This window comes from Mycobacterium sp., from assembly GCF_052145595.1.
GTDB lineage: Bacteria > Actinomycetota > Actinomycetes > Mycobacteriales > Mycobacteriaceae > Mycobacterium.
On the sequence record NZ_JBKQOI010000036.1, the window covers coordinates 1 to 17,942 of the forward strand.

Consider the following 17,942-nt stretch of genomic DNA (forward strand, 5'->3'; position numbering starts at 1 on the left):
AGTCGGAAAGGCCGTAGTGGCCAAGGATTTTCATGATGTGCCACAGCACCGGCCGGCCACCCACCTCGACCATCGGCTTGGGGCGAAACTCGGTTTCCTCCCGCATGCGGGTGCCCAGACCACCCGCCAGGAGCACGGCTTTCATGACGGGTCACCCAATCTCGAGGGTGCCGGTGCGTACACGGTTGTCATCGTCAGCTGCCAATCTGTTGGTGAAGTGCTACTTCTGCCGCTGGTGGCCCGGTAGAGCTCGCCTAGGAAACCCGGGGTGAAACCCGGGAAGAAACCCGGGGACGGCCCATCGGCGAAGTACCCTGCCGCTCTGCGGTAATATCGGTCAATGTCATATCCTAGATTCTTCTAGCGTAGATTATCACATACTTTATGGATGTATAGGACTGATTTCAGCGACTTATGGTTTACTGAGCTGAGAGTCAGCCATCACGTGAGGAGATTTCGTGCACTACCTGGTCACCGGGCATACCGGGTTCAAAGGATCCTGGTTGACGTTGTTGTTGCTCAGTCGTGGGCATCGGGTGTCGGGTCTGGCCGCGGTGGATCCGCCTGAGGGTGGGTTGTTTAAGCGGGCGGGGTTGGCTGATCAGCTGGCCTGTGATTTTCGGCTGGATATTCGTGATTCCGAGGACACCGTGGCGGCGGTGTCGGCGGCGGCTCCGGATGTGGTGGTGCACATGGCCGCTCAGCCGTTGGTGCGTGAGTCCTATCGCAAGCCGCGCGATACCTATGAGATCAACGCGATGGGCACGTTGAGCATGCTGGAGGCGGTGGCGGCCACCCCGTCGGTGCGCGCGCACGTGGTGGTGACCACCGATAAGGTCTACCGCAACATCGACCAGGAGGCCGGTTACCTGGAAACCGACCCGCTCGGTGGCGCCGATCCCTACAGCGCGTCTAAGGCGATGGCCGATCTGCTGGTGCAGTCCTGGACGCGCAGCTTCCCGGGGGCGCCCACCGCGACGGCGCGGGCCGGCAATGTCATCGGCGGTGGTGATGTCAGTCGGGATCGGCTGCTGCCGGATTTGACGGGGGCTTTTGCCCGCGGGCAGGCGCCGCGGTTGCGGTTCCCGCGCGCGGTGCGGCCCTGGCAGCACGTGCTGGACTGCCTCAATGGCTATTTGACCATCGCCGAGGCGCTGCTGGCCGGTTCGGGGGTGGGGCAGTGGAACATCGGGCCGGGCCGGGACAGTTTCGTGGAGGTCGGCCAGGTGGCCACGCTGGCCGCCGAGTTGTGGGGTGGGGGCGCGCATTGGGACCTCGACGGCGACAACCACCCGCACGAGGCCAACCTGCTGGCCCTGGACACCTCCAAGGCGCAGCGCGAACTGGGCTGGCGTAGCCGGCTGGGCTTCCGCGACGCGGTGGCCTGGACGGTGGACTGGGAGAAGCGGGTGCACCAGGGCGCCGACGTGGCCACGGTGACCCGCGAGCAGATCGACGCATTCGAAAGCCTGCCGTGACCGACTTCGACCTGCCCCCCGCATCGGCGCCGCCCGGGCCGCCGATCGGGCTCGTCTACCACCAGCGCGCGGCCTTCCCGGTGGTCGGGTAAGCGATCATGGTGGTCACTTCCCTTGCGCGGAGTCGGCGGCGGCGCCGTGCGTGACATCGAGCGTGGTGAACTGCGCGCGCCGGCCTGGGTGATCGACATCGACGTCGCGCGCGACTATGGCGACGAAGCCGTCGATACCACCCGGTTTGCCGCGGCGTGGTGTTTGGTGCGCCGCAACGGTCTTCCGGTGGCCACCCGGTTTTTAGACATCCAAGCCGATTCGTCGATCGCGCTGGGCGACCTGCGTGACCGCTTTGCCGCCCTGAGCCTGCCGCGCCCGGTGGAGACCTCGGCCGGCCTCGAGGTCTCCCTGACGGTGGTGATCTGCACCCGCGACCGGCCCGAAGGCCTGTTGCAGACCCTGGCCAGCCTGGCCCGCCAGTCCGATTCGGGCTTTGAGGTGTTGGTGGTCGACAACTCCCACGACGGCGCGGTGGCCCGCACGCTGGTCGGCTTCAAGGGTCTTCGGATGCGGTGCTGCCACGAGCCGGCACCGGGGCTGTCCCGGGCCCGAAACCGCGCACTGTCCGAGGTGCACACCGAGCTCATCGCCTGGATCGACGATGACGAAGTGGCCGACCCCGACTGGATCGCCTGGATCAAGCGAGGATTCGCGTTCCCGCAGCGACCCGACGCCGTGGCAGGTGTGATGCTGCCGGCCGAGTTGGAAACCGACGCCCAGGTCAACTTCGAACGCTACGGCGGGTTCAACAAGGGCCGCGGCATCGAGCCGGTTCCGCTCCTGGCCGGCACCCCGTCGGTATTCGATCCCCTCTACCCACTGCCCAACTTCGGTGCCGGCGGCAACATGGCCTTCCGGACCGAGACGCTGCGCGCCATCGGCGGCTTCGACAATCGGCTCGGCGCCGGGACCTTGACTCATGGTGGGGAGGAGACGCGAGCTCTTTCGCTCCTGCTCGAGCACGGCTCGATGATCCTGCATTGGCCACCGGCCATCACCTGGCACTACCACCGCCGGACCGACGAGGCCCTAGAGAAGCAGTTCTTCGGGTATTCCGCGGGTCTCACCGCGTTCTACATGAGCATGATCCTGACATCGCCGAAATACCTCTGGCGCATCCTCAGGTTCGTCCCACGGGGCGTAAAACGAATGCTGGCCAATCGCGGCTCCGGGCGGCCGGATTTGCCGACCGGGGGGGTCCCCGAAAATCTTCTGCGGGCGGGCAGGAAGGGCCTCCTCCAGGGTGCCTGGCTCTACCTGCACGAAGCCCGGCGTCAACGCCGCACCGAACCCGTCCGCCCAGTGCCCTGTCCAACACGATCACGTGACAGTCGATTGGCCTGACCGCAAGTATGATCGCAGGCAACGTGATAGAGGAAACGGACGGCACGCGCATCTCGCCGTCCTACAGCGATGGCGTGCTGACGTGGACCGAGCACAGAACCCGCCAGCCGGCCAGTCCGCCCGAATACAGACCCCCCCAGCCGACAAGTCCGCGCGCACCCAAACCGTCCCGGCAAAGACAACAAACCAGTTACACGCCGAAGCGGACCGCGAAGGGCCCGCGCGCGCGACTGGCCACCATGCATCCTGCCCAACTCGAGGCAATGATGGGGCTCGTACTAGTGGTCATAATCGCCGGCGTATTCGCTGTGATCGATTTTGTGAGCCGGCCGGTGCACGTGAACACCGTGGTCGTCGGCACGACCCCGAACGCGGTGGCGGTGGACCCAACCACCAACACCATCTACGTCACCAACAACCTCCCCGAATCCGTGTCGGTGATCGACGGGTCGACGCACCTGGTCACCGCCACCGTGCCGGTCGGCCACCACCCGGACGGCGTGGCGGTGGATCCAACCACCCACACCGTCTACGTCGCCAACTCCGACTCCCACACGGTGTCGGTGATCGACGGGTCGACGTACGCCGTCACCGCCACCGTGCCCGTCGGCAACACCCCGTTCGGGGTGGCGGTGGATCCAGGCACTCACACCGTCTACGTCGCCAACAACGGTCGCCCCAGCATTGTGTCGGTGATCGACGGGGTGACGCACACGCTCATCGCCAACGTGCCCGTCGGCAACGGCCCGTTCGGAATAGCGGTGGATCCAACCACCCACGCCGTCTACGCCACCAACTCCGGTGACCACACGGTGTCCGTGATCGACGGGTCGACGCACACGGTCACCGCCACCGTGCCCCTCGGCAACACCGCGGGCGGGGTAGCGGTCGATCCAGACACCCACACGGTCTACGTCGCCAACTACGGACACCCCACCGTGTCGGTGATCGATGGGTCGACGAACATCGTCACCGACAGCGTGCGCGTCGGCAACAACCCGTTCGGGGTAACGGTGGATCCAACCACCCACACCGTCTACGTCACCAACTTCGCCGACGCCACGGTGTCGGTGATCGACGGGTCGACGCACGCCGTCACCGCCACAGTGCCCGTCGGCGACAACCCGGACGCGGTGGCGGTGGATCCAGCCAACCGTACCGTCTACGTCACCAACTACGCCGACCACATGGTCTCGGTGATGGAGGCTCGATAGGCGTATCGCGCGGTCTGTTGAGTCCCCAGTATCCCAGACGTAAGGATGCTTCTCGTATCGTGAGTGAACTAAAAGTTGGATATAAACCCCTCATTATGCTAAAAGTATGTAAGCTATTCGTATATGCGTTGGGGCTTTTCGTGCAGGTCGCAACGAACATCATTTTCAGATACGCCTTAGGGAGTTTCGCGGTTCCGGGTGTGCTCGAAAGCGAGTGCTCCCAAGGGCAGGAGGGTTGCTGCAGGAGCGTGAGGCTGCCTTTGACGCTCGGAGAGGGGGGTGACGGCACATGAGCGCTGTCCTGATGGGGGTAGTCGGGCGTGTGGAAAGAGCCACTCGCGAGCGTCCAGATGGGGGCGATGCCGTTGCGCTGTTCTTACCTCGATCAATCGAGGTGGTAGTCGGTGCGCGAACATGACCACAGACGAGCCCGCCCGGCTTGCCCAGATGGGACGTGCGCTCTCCGAGCAGCGCGTCCGGGCGGCCAGTTGGTGCCCATCGGCCGAACCGCAGGCGGTCGCCTCACGAACCGCCTCCGGCCCGCTGCCCCTTTCGGCTTCGCAGGCTCAACTGTGGTACTTGAGCCAACTGGCACCGGACTCACGCGCGCTCAACGAACTGATCGAGATCCATAAGACCGGCGCGCTCGACGTGGAAGCGTTGCGTCGGGCTCTATCTACTGTCGTATCCAGGCACGAGGTGTGGCGAACGACCTTTGCGTGTGTCGACGGTGTGCCGCACCAATTCGTGCACGAGCCGATAGAAATCGACCTGCCGCTGGTGGACCTGTCACACCTGAGTGCCGAGGAGGCCGAACGCCGAGCCACCGAGATCGCCACCGCCGACACCCAGTGGCCCTACGACCTCGCCCGCGGACCTCTGATCCGCCCACGGCTGATCCGTATCACGGATGGGGATCACCGACTGTATCTCGCGATGCACCAACTGATCTTCGATGGGGTGACCCTGCAGCGTGTCCTGCTGCCGGAGTTGATCGCGGCATACCGCGCCTACGCGACGGGGCAGGCGTTTTCGCTGCCCGAGCCCGAGGCGCAGTACAGCGATTACACCATCTGGCAACGAGATTGGCTTTCCGGGCCGACCGCAGCGGCCCGAATCGCGCGCTGGCGTGGTCGTCTTGCCGGCGTGACACCGACACAACTGCCTATCGACCACCCGCAGCCCGCGGGACAACGGTTCGCCGGCGGGACGATTCCGCTGACGATCGATCACGCCACCGTTGAAGGGCTACGCGGCGCCGCTCGACGTGCCGGCGGCACCTTCTTCCACGCGCTCGCCGCTGCATACGCGTGGTGGCTGCATCGCTACACGGAGTCTACTGACGTGGTGTTCGGCACCGCCCATGACTTGCGCTGGCGCAAGAACCTGTTGACGGTGGCCGGCAATTGCGTCACCCCTGTGGTCGTGCGGTGTGAGGTCACCGGCCAAGAGACCTTCATCGAGCTGATGGACCGCGTGGGCGGCGTGGTTACCGAGGCGCTCAGCGACGCGGTGCCGTTCGAGACCTTGCTCGCTGAACTCGGCGTGCCGCGAGATCCGCGCAATAACCCTCTCTTTCAAACCGCGCTGAAGCTGGTGCCACCGACGACCTCGCCGGCCGACGACTGGTCGTTGCATTTGATTGAACGCGACGTTGCTGATGTCGTCGGATCGCCGAGGTTCGACATCGAAATCGAGCTGGACGAGCGGCCTGACGGACACTTCGCGGGCCGGTTGATGTTCAGCACTGATCTGTTCGAACACGCGACGGTACGCGCCATGGCCGCGCACTGGGTGCGGTTGCTGCAAGCCGTGGCAGCCGCGCCCGACATACCGATCGCTCAACATGACTTGGTCACAAAGGCAGAGCGCCGGCGTCAGCTGAGCTGGAACCCTGCGGCGCCACAAGGTATTTCGTCACAGTGCGTCCATGAGATAATCCGGGCGCAGACCGAACGAACGCCCGACTCGGTAGCCGTACAGGTCGGCGATGAGGCACTGACCTATCGCCAGCTCGACGACCGCGCCGAGGACATCGCCGCGCGATTGCTGGCCGCGGGCGCCGGGACCGGCACGGTGGTGGCGGTCCTGCTCGACCGCAAGCCCGATCTGGTGGCGGCGCTTCTCGGAATCCTCAAGTCCGGCGCGGCGTTCCTGGCGCTGGATCCCCGCCAGCCGGCCGCCCGCAACGCCTTCAACATCAACGACGCCGGCGCGGCCATTATTCTCACCGATCGTCAGCTGCCCACTGGCGAAGAGACGGTCATGGCCAAGGTGATCAATCTCAGCGATCCGTGGCCGGCGCGCCCAGCACTGAAGTTCAATCAGTCAGTTGCAGTGTCCCCCGTCGATCTTGCCTATGTGACCTACACGTCGGGCTCCACCGGCCGCCCCAAGGGGGTGCTCGTCGAACATCGCGGCCTGGCCAACGTGATGCTGACCATGTTTGGCGAGTTCGGCGTGACCGGTTCCGACACCGTGCTGTCGCCGTCCTCCATCAGCTTCGACGCCGGGCTCGCCGACGTCTTCTGTGCGCTGGCGTGCGGGGCACGACTCGTGCTTGCGACCGTCGAGGAGGCGACGAGTCCGGATGCGCTGAGCCGGCTGATCGCGGGCACCGGTGCGAACTACATGATGACCACACCGACCCTTTGGGAAGCGCTTGTCGCCGTCGGCTGGAACGGCGACCCTCGCTTAACGGTGGTGTCTGTCGGCGAAACGCTGACCGAGGGGCTCGCCGAAGCGCTGTTGCAACGGTGCCCGGCGGTCTGGAACGGCTATGGCCCCACCGAGGCCACGATAGGCTCCAACTTCGCGCGGCTGGCCAAGGGAGACACCGTGACGGTGGGCAGGCCCCTGCCGAACGTGCGCGTGTACGTTGTCGATTCACGCGGACGGATGCAACCGGTCGGCGTTCCCGGGCAAATCGTCATCGGCGGCGTCGGTGTGGCTCGTGGCTATCTCAATCGCCCCGACGAGCACGCGCGCCGGTTCGGAGACGATCCATTCCATGTCGGCGGGCGGATCTATCGAACCGGCGATCGTGGCAGGTTTCTGCCGGATGGCCGGATACAGTACCTGGGCCGCTACGACGACCAGGTGAAGATCCGTGGGATTCGCGTCGAGCCGGACGAGATCGCGTCAACGCTGGCCGAGCACCCAGACGTGGGCCGTTGTGCTGTGGTCGCTCGCGAGGCTCCCAGCGGCGGGCAGCAGTTGGTTGCGTATATCGTCGGCGAGCCGCGGGGCCCCAGCGACGCCGAGGCACGTGGTTGGCTACGCCACCGGCTGCCCGAATATATGGTCCCAAGCGCGTTCGTGCATCTGGGCGCGTTCCCGATGACCGCGAGCGGGAAGCTCGACAAGGCTGCACTGCCCGCGCCGTCGCCGCTGGGAGTCGGGCGGCCCGGGGACCAGTGTCCTCGTAGCGATATGGAAAGGCGCGTCGCGGAGCTGTGGGCCGACGTGCTGGGCGTGCCCGTGACTGACGTCAACTCCGACTTTTTTGATGTGGGCGGCCACTCGCTGCTGGCACTCCGGCTGATCGCCAAAATTCAGCGGACATTCGGTGTGCCACTGCCGCTCGCGGTGTTCCTCGATAGCGGCAGGACCATCGCAGGACTGGCGGAGTTACTAAGTGCCGAAAACCCTAGCAGGACGGACGAAGTGGCGTCCGGCCCACCGCTGCATTTCATTTTTGCGGATCATCCGTCAGCGATGACCCTGAGACACTTTACGGCGCAGTGGGGTGCCGCGCAGCCGGTACACGCGCTGATCCCCGAACAGCGAGGTGGTCGGTTCGACCGATCCCTGAGCATCGAACAGCATGCCAGCCAAGCCCTTTCGGCGATCCGCGACCGGCAGCCGGATGGTCCGCTTGCGCTGGTCGGCTACTCGATCGGTGGGCTCCTGGCCTACGAAGTTGCCCGTCAGGCTGTCGATGCCGGCCAGCAAGTCGACTGGCTGGGCATTCTCGATACCGAGGCGCCATCGATGGCGCAACGGCTGCGGGCGCAGCTGACGCTGCGATGGCAGCTTCGCCGGTTACGCCAACAGCCCGCGCGTGAGCGGTGGGCCAAATGCGCCGAGGTCGCCCTCCGGGTGCTTCGGGGCGGCCCCGGTGCGCTGTGGCCACAGCACGACTTCGACTATCGCGGCGCCACAGAGATCGTGTGCCGCTATCAGCAGCCCGGACACGAGGTGCCGATGCACCTGTTCGTGAGCGAAGCCTCCGTAGCCGATGCGGGGGCAGATCTATTGGGTTGGGATGAATTTCACAGGGGAACCTTGACGGTTCATCGTCTTGCCGGTGACCACGGCACCCTGCTCGATCTGCCCGAGGTGAACCAACTCGCGCGGATGATGTTCGATTCGCTTGGTACAGCGAGGGCATCGTTACGCGTAGACGCCCCGTGACAACGCTGCGGCGGCACGGGGAGAAGTGAGTCCCAGTGACGTCGTCCATGACCGGGTGCACCCCGCGGGCGATTCGACGCGCCGATGTGCCCGACGACCCTGGACGAGGATCGTAACTTTAATTAGTTTAGCTAGGCTAACGCACCATGTGTCGGTTGGCGCCCAGTCCCGCCAGGCGCCATCGCCGTGCCGGTCATCTTGTGGTGTCCGTCGCGAAGTCCCGCAGTGAAATGGCCCGCTCTGCCCAGTAGCCGACGTGTGGGACGTCCGGTGCGGGATGCATGAGCCCGAGCAGCGAGTCGGCGCGGAACCCGATCCGGAGGCCAACCGCCTCACCCGCGCGCAATGCGCGGTAAAGCAGTGTGGAGGGTACCGGGATGGGGCGGAGCGATTTGGACGTGGCGGCGGCGCGCAGAGTGCGAATGATCTCGCTGAACGGCACCCGGCGCGGGCTGGCCACCCCGAGGACGCGGTGGGGCGGGGGCTGCTCGACAGTCGCGAGTACACAATTCGCCATGTCTTCGGCGTGGATGGCGTACTGGTAGGAGTCCGGCTGCAGCATCGGCACGAGGGGGAGTGCTGCCACCTTGCGCAACGCGCCGATCATGCCGGCGTCGGCGCCGCCGTGGACGAGGCCGAGCCGGAGTGACGTCCCACCGTGCGCGGCGACGAGGTCCTCGCAGGCTAGCTTTGTGCGGCCGTAGATCTGCACCGTGCCCGAGTATGCGGACATCGAGGAGATGAAAACAACCGGGACGTCACCGACCGCACGAATGAGCCTGTCAGTGCCGCCGAGGTTGATCCGTTCGATCTCGGCGCGGTCGCGGGCGCGCAGGTCGTAGGCGCAGTGGATGACCGCGGCCACGTCGTCGGGCAGCCGTGCGGCGGGTCCATCCTCCAGGGAGTAGGGCACGTAGTCCAATGTCCCGCCGGCCGCCGGCGCTGACCGTTGCAGCGCGATCACGCGGTAGCCGGACGCCGCGAAGGCGGCGCGTAGCGTGCTGCCCACGTACCCGTTCGCGCCGGTGATCGCGACGGCCCGGGCGCCCGGGTCAGACATGGCGGCTCGCCGACACGATTCGGTGAGCGTTCGCCATCACCGTGAGCGTGAACGTGGTCGAGGGCACTGACGGCAAAACCGAGCCGTCGATGAGATGGACGTTGCGGAAATCGCCGATGCGACCGAGCACATCCGAGCCGCTGCCGTGCGGGAAAGTCGAGCCGAAGTGGTAGCTCTTACCCGGCCCGGACATCCGCACCATCGGCAACACCGGGAATAGATCGAGCTTGGGGCCGAGCGCGCTCAGCCTGCGCAGCACCGAGACGAGCATCGCCGGCCGCTGGTTGGACACGACCCGAACCGCGACGTCGGGCAAAGCGTCCTTGTGCCGGGTGCGCAAGTCGACCCGCATCTGGGGTGACCGCCAGGACGGCAGGTACCCCAGCCCCGCGGTGACTCGGCCGAGCACAGCGCCGGCCAACCGAGCCGGGAGCCAGCCCGGGAGTGCCTCAGCCACTGTGGGGTTGTACGGATAGCAGTGCACCTGCGAGGTCGTGTATGCCTCGTCGTCGTACTTCAGCAGGAGATTGAATTGATTGAGTGTGAAGTCCTGCTGTCCACGCGGATCGCCGGTAGCGCGGCGGGAGACGAACGGGATCAGAAACTGCACCGACTCCTGCAGATCTACCCGATTCGGCGGCGCGCTCAGCGAGTTGAGCGCGATCCGCGTGCTACCGAGCCCACCCGCGCCCACGAACACGCGGTCAGCCTCGAGCTGGATAGCGCGGCCGGTCGTGAGGTCGATGCCGCGAACAGTCGGCGTGTTGCCGACAGGCTGGTCGACCGCGGTGACCAGCACGCGCGAGACGTGCCGCACCCGACCTTGGCCAACGAACCGGTCGATAGTCTGCCGCGCGGAGTAGATCAGTGAGTACGGGCAACCGGTCATGCACAGGCCACAGCGCTGGCACGAATTCGGAGCGAACGCGAGCCGCGCCTTGCCGACCACGATGCCCTTGGCGCGGACTGCGTCGCGATGGCGCCGGTAGCGGTCGAGCACGGCGGCGGTCCGTGCGGACAGCGGCGGCAGACATCCCCGGGCCGAGAGCAGCGGGAAGTCCTCGGCGTAGTCGTCGTCCTCGCCTGCGAGCGGCACCTCGGCCAGCACGGCCCGGTAGTGCGGTTCGATCTCGTCCCACCCGAACGGCCAGCGGCGGAATGTGGCTCGGGAGAACGGCATGATCTGCGCTCCCCAGACCGTCGAGAACCCGCCCAGCGCACCCGACACCGCCTTTTGGTTGCCGCGGTCGGGCATGGTGAGCCCGCGCTGCTGGCCGCGGTCGACGAACATATGGTTCGAGCCGTAGGCGCGCTTTTCGGGGAGCGCCGCTCCGGCGAGTTCCGTCGGCTGCACGGTGACCAGTTCGCGGTCGGCGCTGGCCCACTGCGCCGGCTCTAGCGCGCTCATCCGTTCTACCGCCGCGGCGGTGTCATCGGCCAGCCGTTCGCCGATGTCGACGACGGTAATCTGCTCGCACGGGTCGTCGGCGAGGGCGAGGATCGCCGCTGCCGCGGCTGGGCCGGTCCCGACGATAACGTTATGCATCGTCCGCCGCAGCGACGGCAGCGCGGGCCTGGTGCACCTCAGCCGCGCTGAGCCCGGTCGTCAGGACCTCCGGATGGCGACCGCGCGCAAGCAGCACCCGGCCCGCGACGTACCCGCATCCGGCCAGCGCCACGCCCGCCACCGCGACCAGCGCCTGGCGCAAGCGCTCGGGGCGGCCGATCACGGCGGCGACCAGCGCCGGCCCCAACCCCAGCAGCGTCCGCACGCCGAAACGCAGCTCGGCGCCGATGTTGCCGGCCGCGCCCATGTCGGCGAACGCGCCCACCTTGCTGCGGTTGACGTAGAAGCAGCGCCGCCAGAAGTACGACCACGTCAGCCTCTCCGGAGGGACGTAGTGACGCACCTCGGCTCGTGGCTCATAGCAGACGGCGGCCGGCCCGTAGCCATGGGCAATCCGGTGCGAGAGGTCCATGTCGTCGTGCCAGTCGGCATGGAATCCGCCCACAGCGAGGATGGCGTCGCGACGCACGCTCATGCTCGTGCCGATCAGGTGGGGTATGGGAGCGAGCCGCTCCGGTAGCGAGCGGTAGTGGCAGCCGAACACCCACTCGAAATCAGGCGGGAACCACGACGGCCGGGCCGCCCCGTAGTCCGGCCGTGGCGCACCGCCGACGGCAACGGCTTCCGGGTACGTCGCGTACACGGCGAGCTTCCGCTCGAGCCAGTCCGGCGCCGCTTCGGCGTCGTCGTCGAGGAAGGCGACGATCTCAGCGCGGGTGAGCAGCAGCGCGGTGTTGAGCGACGAACCCTTCGTGCCCGCGAACCGCCTCGTGACGATGACGATCTCGACAGGTGAGTCGGCGCGACCAGCGCCCCATTCCTGTCGGCACCGGGCGAGCAACTCCTCGTTGATGTGTTGCTCGCCCGGCGCCGAATGGCCCACGACGATGATCAGCTGCTGTGGAGCGACGCTCTGCGCGAGTGCTGACTCGACCGCCCGTACGAGCAGGTCCCACCTGTCTAGGGTGTAGGTGCAGATGACAACGTCCGCGCGCAGCGCGGTCGCGCTGGCAGGCACAGCCGAGGTCATGAGGGCCTCGGGCTGCCTGGTTACGAACGACACGGGCTTCTCCCTAACAGGACCGAACCGATGGCGATACCAAACCGGTTATTGATTCGGCTGCCATTATACATACTTTCAGAATGATGCAAGTCCATTGAGCAAGCGTACGGTATTCCACTATGCGGTTAACGAGACCCCGTAAGCCCGTCCGAAGTTACGGCCGTCGAGCAAGTGTGCGGTGCGGCTTTGTTGGGTTTAGGTGCCCGGGCTGCAGGCGGCAAGGATGTCGATGCCGTGGTGCTCATCGCCGAGCACCAGACCGCCGGCCGCGGCCGCATGGAACGGTGGTCGACGGCCCGCACTCACGGACCACTCGTGGCTCGGCGGCTGCGCGGGAGCGCCGCGCCTTACCGATAATGGCTGAGCTGAGATAGTCAACGAGATTGTCGAAGATTCGAAGGATGCCCCAGACCGCTATCGGCTTGGTTGCGCTCGTTGCTGCTGGCTGCGCCTTTGCGTCACGGTACTTGTCGATCACCAACCATGCGACGTTCGTCACGGCGGCGCTGTCGCCATACCTCATGCTCTGCGCGCCGGTGTCGGCGGCTTTGCTTCTTTGGGGTCGACACTGGATTCTTGCCATAGCCACCGTGGGTTTGATCGTGGCGATGCTGGCAGTCCAGCTTCCCTTATACCGCGGTTCGAACGCCGCCCGAGCCGCGGGTGTCGGGCTTCGAGTCATCTCAGCGAACCTCCGCGAGGGGCAGGCCGATCCAAGCCAAGTCGTGAGATCGGCTCGCGAGCAGGCGGATGTCATTGCATTCCAGGAACTCACCCCGCAAGAAGCTGACCGGCTTTCCTGCGCCGGGCTTGACGCAACGTTTCCCTACCGGTGGCTCGAAGCGCGCGACGGTCCTGGCGGAGTCGGCATTTGGAGTCGGTTTCCGATAGATGCACCGAGGCGCATCGGCGGTTACACATTTGCATTCCTTACCGCGCAGATACGGGTAACGGGTGTCTCGATCGACCCAACCGTCGTCGTAGCGCACGTAGCCGGTCCCTGGCCGCGACCCATCGATGACTGGCGGCGTGACTTAAATCGGTTGCCGGTTACCTTGTCAGAAATCGGCGAGCAAGCGGGCGCGGGTTCCGTGATCGTCGCCGCTGACTTGAACAGCACAACCGACATGCGACCCTTCCGCGCTCTGCTGGGCAACGGCTACCGGGATGCCGCCGAGCAATCCGGAGCAGGGATCAAGCCCACCTTCCCGGCCGACTCGCGGCTACCTCCTTTCGTCGCCATCGACCACATACTCACTCGCAATTGCACGGCGACTTCGCTGCGCACGCTGAAGGTTCCAGGGTCGGACCATCGAGGTCTCGTCGTGACGATAGCGATTCCACGGTCGCCGGCGCGCCCATAGTCAAGCCGTTCGCGCGGCCGGCGTGGCATCGAAGTCGACGCCAAAACCCTGATCGATCTCAACGTCCGGTGGCGCAAGCCGCAGAGCCTCGAGCCCGACTGGAAGGTCGACCAAGACGGCTGGGTCATCCAGGTCGACGGTCAGCCGACGGCGAGTGTTTGCCAAACTGCCCCGACTCCGCAGCGACGATATAGTTGCCTCGTTCCGCTGGGGCAAACAATTGCCGTGGGGTGGCACATTGTCTCCCTGCCCCAGCTACCTGCCCCAGCCTTGCTGCTCAGAAGGGACCGCGGTGATGAGCTTTTTGGTTTTCCCGCCAGAGATCAATTCTTCTCGGATGTTCTCCGGTGCCGGGTCGGCTCCGATGTTGGCGGCAGCGGCTGCCTGGGATGGGCTGGCCGATGAGTTGAATGCGGCGGCGGGATCGTTTTCGTCGCTGACCTCGGGGTTGGCGGGTCAGGCGTGGCAAGGTCCTGCATCAGCGGCGATGGTGGCCGCGGCCGTTCCGTATTCGGGGTGGTTGAGCTCGGCGGCTTCTCACGCCGCGGGTGCTGCTGCACAGGCCAAAGCGGTGGCCAGTGCGTTTGAGTCGGCGTTGGCGGCGACGGTGCATCCGGTGCTGGTGGCGGCCAATCGCTCTAACCTGGTGTCGTTGGTGAACTCGAACCTGTTGGGTCTCAACGCTCCCGCTATTGCGGCTGTGGAGTCTGACTACCAGGAGATGTGGGCCCAGGACGTGTCGGCGATGGTGGGCTATCACGGTGGGGCCTCGGCGGCGGCCAACCAGTTGGGGTCCCTGCAGCAGTGGCTGCAAAGTCTGCCGGGCCAAGTGGCGTCCGGCGCGGACGCGACCGCGGCAAACGTGGCCGCGAACTTGGGCCTGGGCAACGTCGGAACCCTGAACCTGGGTGGCGGCAACCAGGGTGACGGCAATCTGGGTAGCGGAAATTTCCACAGCTACAACGTGGGCAGCGGCAACAACGGCAACACCAACCTGGGCAGCGGAAACATCGGCAACTCCAACATCGGCAGCGGAAACATCGGCAACACCAACCTGGGCAGCGGAAACATCGGCAACACCAACATCGGCAGCGGAAACATCGGCAACTCCAACCTGGGCAGCGGAAACGACGGCAACTTCAACCTCGGCAGCGCAAACTTCGGCAGTAACAACATTGGCAGCGCAAACAACGGCAGTGCACCTTTGGGTGGCAGCGGGAATATAGGCAGCGGAAACTTCGGCAACAACAACGTTGGCTTTGGAAACGGCGGGGTTGTGAGCCCAAGCAATCCCAGTGGTGAAGGCAACGGTAACTTTGGCTTCGGCAACACCGGCAGCTACAACGTGGGTTTCGGCAACACCGGCAACAACAACATTGGTTTCGGCAACTACGGCAACAACGACATCGGCATCGGGCTGACCGGCAACAACCAGTTTGGCTTCGGCGGCCTGAACTCCGGTGCCGGCAATATTGGCCTCTTCAACTCTGGCAGCAATAATATCGGCATCGGCAACTCCGGCAGCAATAACATCGGCTTCTTCAACTCCGGCGTCGGAAACTTCGGCAGCATGAACACCGGTATCGCTAATACCGGATTCATCAACTCCAGCGATTACAGCACCGGCATCGCGAACGCAGGATACGCTGACACCGGCCTCTACAACGTCAACCTATACGACACCGGCTTGTTTAACGGGGGAGCATACGATACGGGTGTGGGCAACGGAGGTCCCAACGATATGGGTAACTTCAACACGAATGCGTTCAATGTGGGTTCTTTCAACTCGGGCGCCGGAAATTCCGGCATTGCCAACTCGGGCAACAACAACTCGGGCTGGTTCAACTCGGGCGACAACAACTCGGGCTGGTTCAACTCGGGCAACGACAACACGGGCTGGTTCAACTCAGGTTAAGCCGACACGGGCTTCGGCAGCGCCGTCATGCAAACGGGTACGAGCTCTGGCTTCGGAAACACCGGAACAATGACGTCTGGCTTCAATAACACGGGCACCGAAACCTCGGGCATCGGCAACACAGGCAACATCGATGCGGGCTTTATGAATTCGGGTAACGACCACTTCGGCTTATCCAACTCGGGCGGCACGGATCAGGTGGGCTACTTTAATTAATCCAGTGGCGACGAGGTCATAGGTCTCCTGAACTCGGGTTCTATACAGGAAAGCGCGGGAGTTGGGTTGTCGAATGGCAGCTTGGACACGGGCTTCATGAATTCGGGCGACAATAGCTCGGGCATGTACAACACCGGAAGCGAGAACTCGGGTGCTTTCAACACGGGTAACGGCTTGGCGGGATTCTTCCGCTGACGCGGCCCAGCGGGACGGCCCAGCGCCGAGGCTAACCGTCCCCCGAGGCCGCCCGTATTGGGAACGTCCGCCCTTCGCCGAGCGGGTTTGGTCGCAATCCCCGGCTGGCGCGCAAGCTCAACGTGGACGGCACCCGAAACCTGGCCAGAGCTGAGGCGATCGCTGAGCGACCGTGATCCCGCGGTCGGGCATCACGGGCGCATCCTCCATCGCCGTCGAACCTACTATAAGTTTGTTCAATGGTGCACATCATCCATAAGGTATGTATAGTGGCCTAAAGCTGGATCATCCGTCTGTACCTCGTCGGCCCATGATCGCTGCGGCCGGACGTCACCGCAGCCGCGCGGGCGCTTTGCGGGTCGGTCGATGTCCGTGAGGAGAAGTGCGTGTCGTTCGTGTCCACACAGCCGGAAGCGCTGACCGCGGCGGCCGGCACCTTGCGAGGGACCGGATCGTCGGTGAGCGCCCAGCACGCGGCTGCGGCAGCCCCAACGACGGAGGTCACATTGGCGACTAGCGCCGGGTCGTGTGCGGCCACCGAGGCCGCCAATGCGATCGCGGCCGGCCGATTCTACGGCGGTTAAGGATGCTCGATTTCGCGGCGTTACCACCGGAGGTCAACTCCGGCCTGATGTATACGGGTCCGGGATCGGGACCGATGCTGACCGCTGCGGCGGCCTGGGACGATTTGGCCGCGGATTTGTACTTGACGGCGTCGTCCTACGGCTTGGTGATTTCGGACCTGACCAGTGGCTGGTTGGGTCCGTCGTCGGTTGCGATGGCGGCCGCCGCCGCGCCCTACGTGTCGTGGATGGTCACCACTGCGGGCCAAGCCGAGGAGACTGGCGCGCAGGCCGAGGCGGCCGCGGCCGCCTACGAGGCGGCGTTAGCGATGACGGTGCCCCCGCCGGTGATCGCGGCGAATCGGGCGTTGTTGATGGCGTTGATCGCGACGAACTTCTTCGGTCAGAACACGCCGGCGATCATGGCCACCGAGGCCGAGTACCTGGAGATGTGGGCCCAGGACGCTGCCGCGATGTATGGCTACCAGGCCGCAGCGCTGGCGGCGTCGGTGCTGAGCCCGTTTGCCGTGCCGGCGCAGACCACCAGTCCGGCGGGGTTGGCCGGGCAGGCTGCGGCGGTCGTCCAAGCTGTCAGCACCTCGGCGGGTACCAGTGCGCAGACCGTGGCACCGTTGACCACAGCAAGTTACTCGCTGTCGACACCGCTGGCCACCGTTGCGGCGCCCGATGCGCTGGCGGAACTCGCCTCGATCACTTCCTCGATGTCATCCTCGTCGTCAGCGTCGCCCCTGCTGCCGCTGACGACCCTGACATCGTCGTCCACGGCACTCACCTCGGGTGTCAGCTTGGTCTCGGGGACCGGCTCGTCCGCGTCGATGTCGACTTTGGGCCTCTCGGCGATCGGCTCGGCGGGTTCGCTATCCGTTGGCCCGAGGGCCGCCGTCTTGGCCAACCAAATACGGACGATGGGATTGACGCTGGGCAACGGTTTCGGCTCGGGGACCGGCACCGTGGGCGCAGCTGGTATGGGCAGCGCCCAGGTGACCGCGGGTGTGGGGCGCGCGGCCTCGCTCGGCACCCTGTCGGTGCCACAGAGCTGGGCCTCGGCCGCCCCGGCATTCAACTATGTCGGCTCGGCATTGCCGGGCACCAGCGTCAGCGCGACTCCGGCGGTGCCGGCCGGGCCGGAAGGCATGCTCAATGGGATGCCGATGCCCGCCAACGCGATGCGCGGTATGGGCGTTCCCAGCGCTCCTCCAAGGCTCACGATCGGTTACCGTCCCACCATGGTGCAAACTCCGAGATACGCCGGATAGGGGAAGGCGGACCATCCGGGTGCTTTAAGCCGGCGGTTATGCGACCGCATACCCGCCGGCTGCCACCGTCCATCACGTCCAATGATTTGAAGCTCACGAACTCTGTGCGGCTTCGTTGCCCGCGCTAGGTTGCGCCCAGGGCTTCGTGGTCGGTGAGGAAGGGTGTCGGTATCCAGCGCGTGGATAGCAGTGACTCCATGGCATCGCCGGTGACCG

12 protein-coding genes and 2 pseudogenes are annotated in these 17,942 nt (G+C 65.4%); 10 read left to right on the forward strand and 4 right to left on the reverse strand.

The window, feature by feature from the left end; translation table 11 throughout:
- Nucleotides 1–145 (reverse strand): NTP transferase domain-containing protein (locus tag ACLP4W_RS02440; RefSeq protein ID WP_442383804.1); only part of this gene is annotated, 145 nt, incomplete at its 3' end.
- A 313-nt stretch (nucleotides 146–458) separates the two neighbouring features.
- Here ACLP4W_RS02440 and rfbG point away from each other — a divergent pair.
- The 4 genes from rfbG (at nucleotide 459) to ACLP4W_RS02460 (ending at nucleotide 8,506) form a co-directional block, all read left to right on the forward strand.
- Nucleotides 459–1,478, forward strand: coding sequence for a CDP-glucose 4,6-dehydratase (gene rfbG, locus ACLP4W_RS02445; protein ID WP_442383782.1), 1,020 nt, complete (start codon nucleotides 459–461; stop codon nucleotides 1,476–1,478).
- A gap of 114 nt (nucleotides 1,479–1,592) precedes the next feature.
- Nucleotides 1,593–2,876, forward strand: coding sequence for a glycosyltransferase family 2 protein (locus tag ACLP4W_RS02450; RefSeq protein WP_442383784.1), 1,284 nt, complete (start codon nucleotides 1,593–1,595; stop codon nucleotides 2,874–2,876).
- Between the two features lie 320 nt (nucleotides 2,877–3,196).
- Entirely contained in the window at nucleotides 3,197–4,090 is an 894-nt protein-coding gene (locus tag ACLP4W_RS02455) for a YVTN family beta-propeller repeat protein (protein WP_442383786.1), read from the forward strand.
- Between the two features lie 414 nt (nucleotides 4,091–4,504).
- Nucleotides 4,505–8,506 (forward strand): non-ribosomal peptide synthetase, encoded by a 4,002-nt coding sequence (locus tag ACLP4W_RS02460; RefSeq protein ID WP_442383788.1) that lies wholly within the window; start codon nucleotides 4,505–4,507, stop codon nucleotides 8,504–8,506.
- Between the two features lie 193 nt (nucleotides 8,507–8,699).
- Here the strand turns inward: ACLP4W_RS02460 and ACLP4W_RS02465 are convergent, their stop codons facing one another.
- From ACLP4W_RS02465 to ACLP4W_RS02475, 3 genes are read right to left on the reverse strand one after another with little or no spacing between them, the layout of a single operon-like run.
- Nucleotides 8,700–9,566 (reverse strand): NAD-dependent epimerase/dehydratase family protein, encoded by an 867-nt coding sequence (locus ACLP4W_RS02465; RefSeq protein WP_442383790.1) that lies wholly within the window; start codon nucleotides 9,564–9,566, stop codon nucleotides 8,700–8,702.
- Nucleotides 9,559–11,112 carry a hypothetical protein gene (locus ACLP4W_RS02470; protein ID WP_442383792.1) on the reverse strand — a complete coding sequence of 518 codons (1,554 nt, stop codon included), beginning with the start codon at nucleotides 11,110–11,112 and terminating at the stop codon, nucleotides 9,559–9,561. Before ACLP4W_RS02470 ends, ACLP4W_RS02465 begins: the two co-directional genes overlap by 8 nt.
- A complete protein-coding gene (locus ACLP4W_RS02475; protein ID WP_442383794.1) occupies nucleotides 11,105–12,196 on the reverse strand; it encodes a glycosyltransferase in 1,092 nt (363 codons plus the stop codon). Before ACLP4W_RS02475 ends, ACLP4W_RS02470 begins: the two co-directional genes overlap by 8 nt.
- A gap of 177 nt (nucleotides 12,197–12,373) precedes the next feature.
- On the opposite strand from ACLP4W_RS02475, the pseudogene ACLP4W_RS02480 reads away from it, so the two are divergent.
- The 6 genes and pseudogenes from ACLP4W_RS02480 to ACLP4W_RS02505 form a co-directional block, all read left to right on the forward strand.
- Nucleotides 12,374–12,496 (forward strand): annotated as a pseudogene (locus tag ACLP4W_RS02480) (biotin--[acetyl-CoA-carboxylase] ligase); the annotation flags it as partial.
- A gap of 101 nt (nucleotides 12,497–12,597) precedes the next feature.
- Nucleotides 12,598–13,560 (forward strand): endonuclease/exonuclease/phosphatase family protein, encoded by a 963-nt coding sequence (locus tag ACLP4W_RS02485; RefSeq protein ID WP_442383796.1) that lies wholly within the window; start codon nucleotides 12,598–12,600, stop codon nucleotides 13,558–13,560.
- 33 nt (nucleotides 13,561–13,593) lie between these two features.
- Nucleotides 13,594–13,716: pseudogene (locus ACLP4W_RS02490) on the forward strand (dihydrodipicolinate reductase); the annotation flags it as partial.
- 139 nt (nucleotides 13,717–13,855) lie between these two features.
- Entirely contained in the window at nucleotides 13,856–15,475 is a 1,620-nt protein-coding gene (locus ACLP4W_RS02495) for a PPE family protein (protein WP_442383798.1), read from the forward strand.
- A 797-nt stretch (nucleotides 15,476–16,272) separates the two neighbouring features.
- Complete coding sequence (locus ACLP4W_RS02500; RefSeq protein ID WP_442383800.1) at nucleotides 16,273–16,470, forward strand: PE family protein; 198 nt, start codon at nucleotides 16,273–16,275, stop codon at nucleotides 16,468–16,470.
- Between the two features lie 2 nt (nucleotides 16,471–16,472).
- The gene (locus tag ACLP4W_RS02505; protein WP_442383802.1) at nucleotides 16,473–17,726 is read left to right on the forward strand and encodes a PPE family protein; all 1,254 of its coding nucleotides are present in this window, start codon (nucleotides 16,473–16,475) and stop codon (nucleotides 17,724–17,726) included.
- Nucleotides 17,727–17,942: the final 216 nt, after the last annotated feature.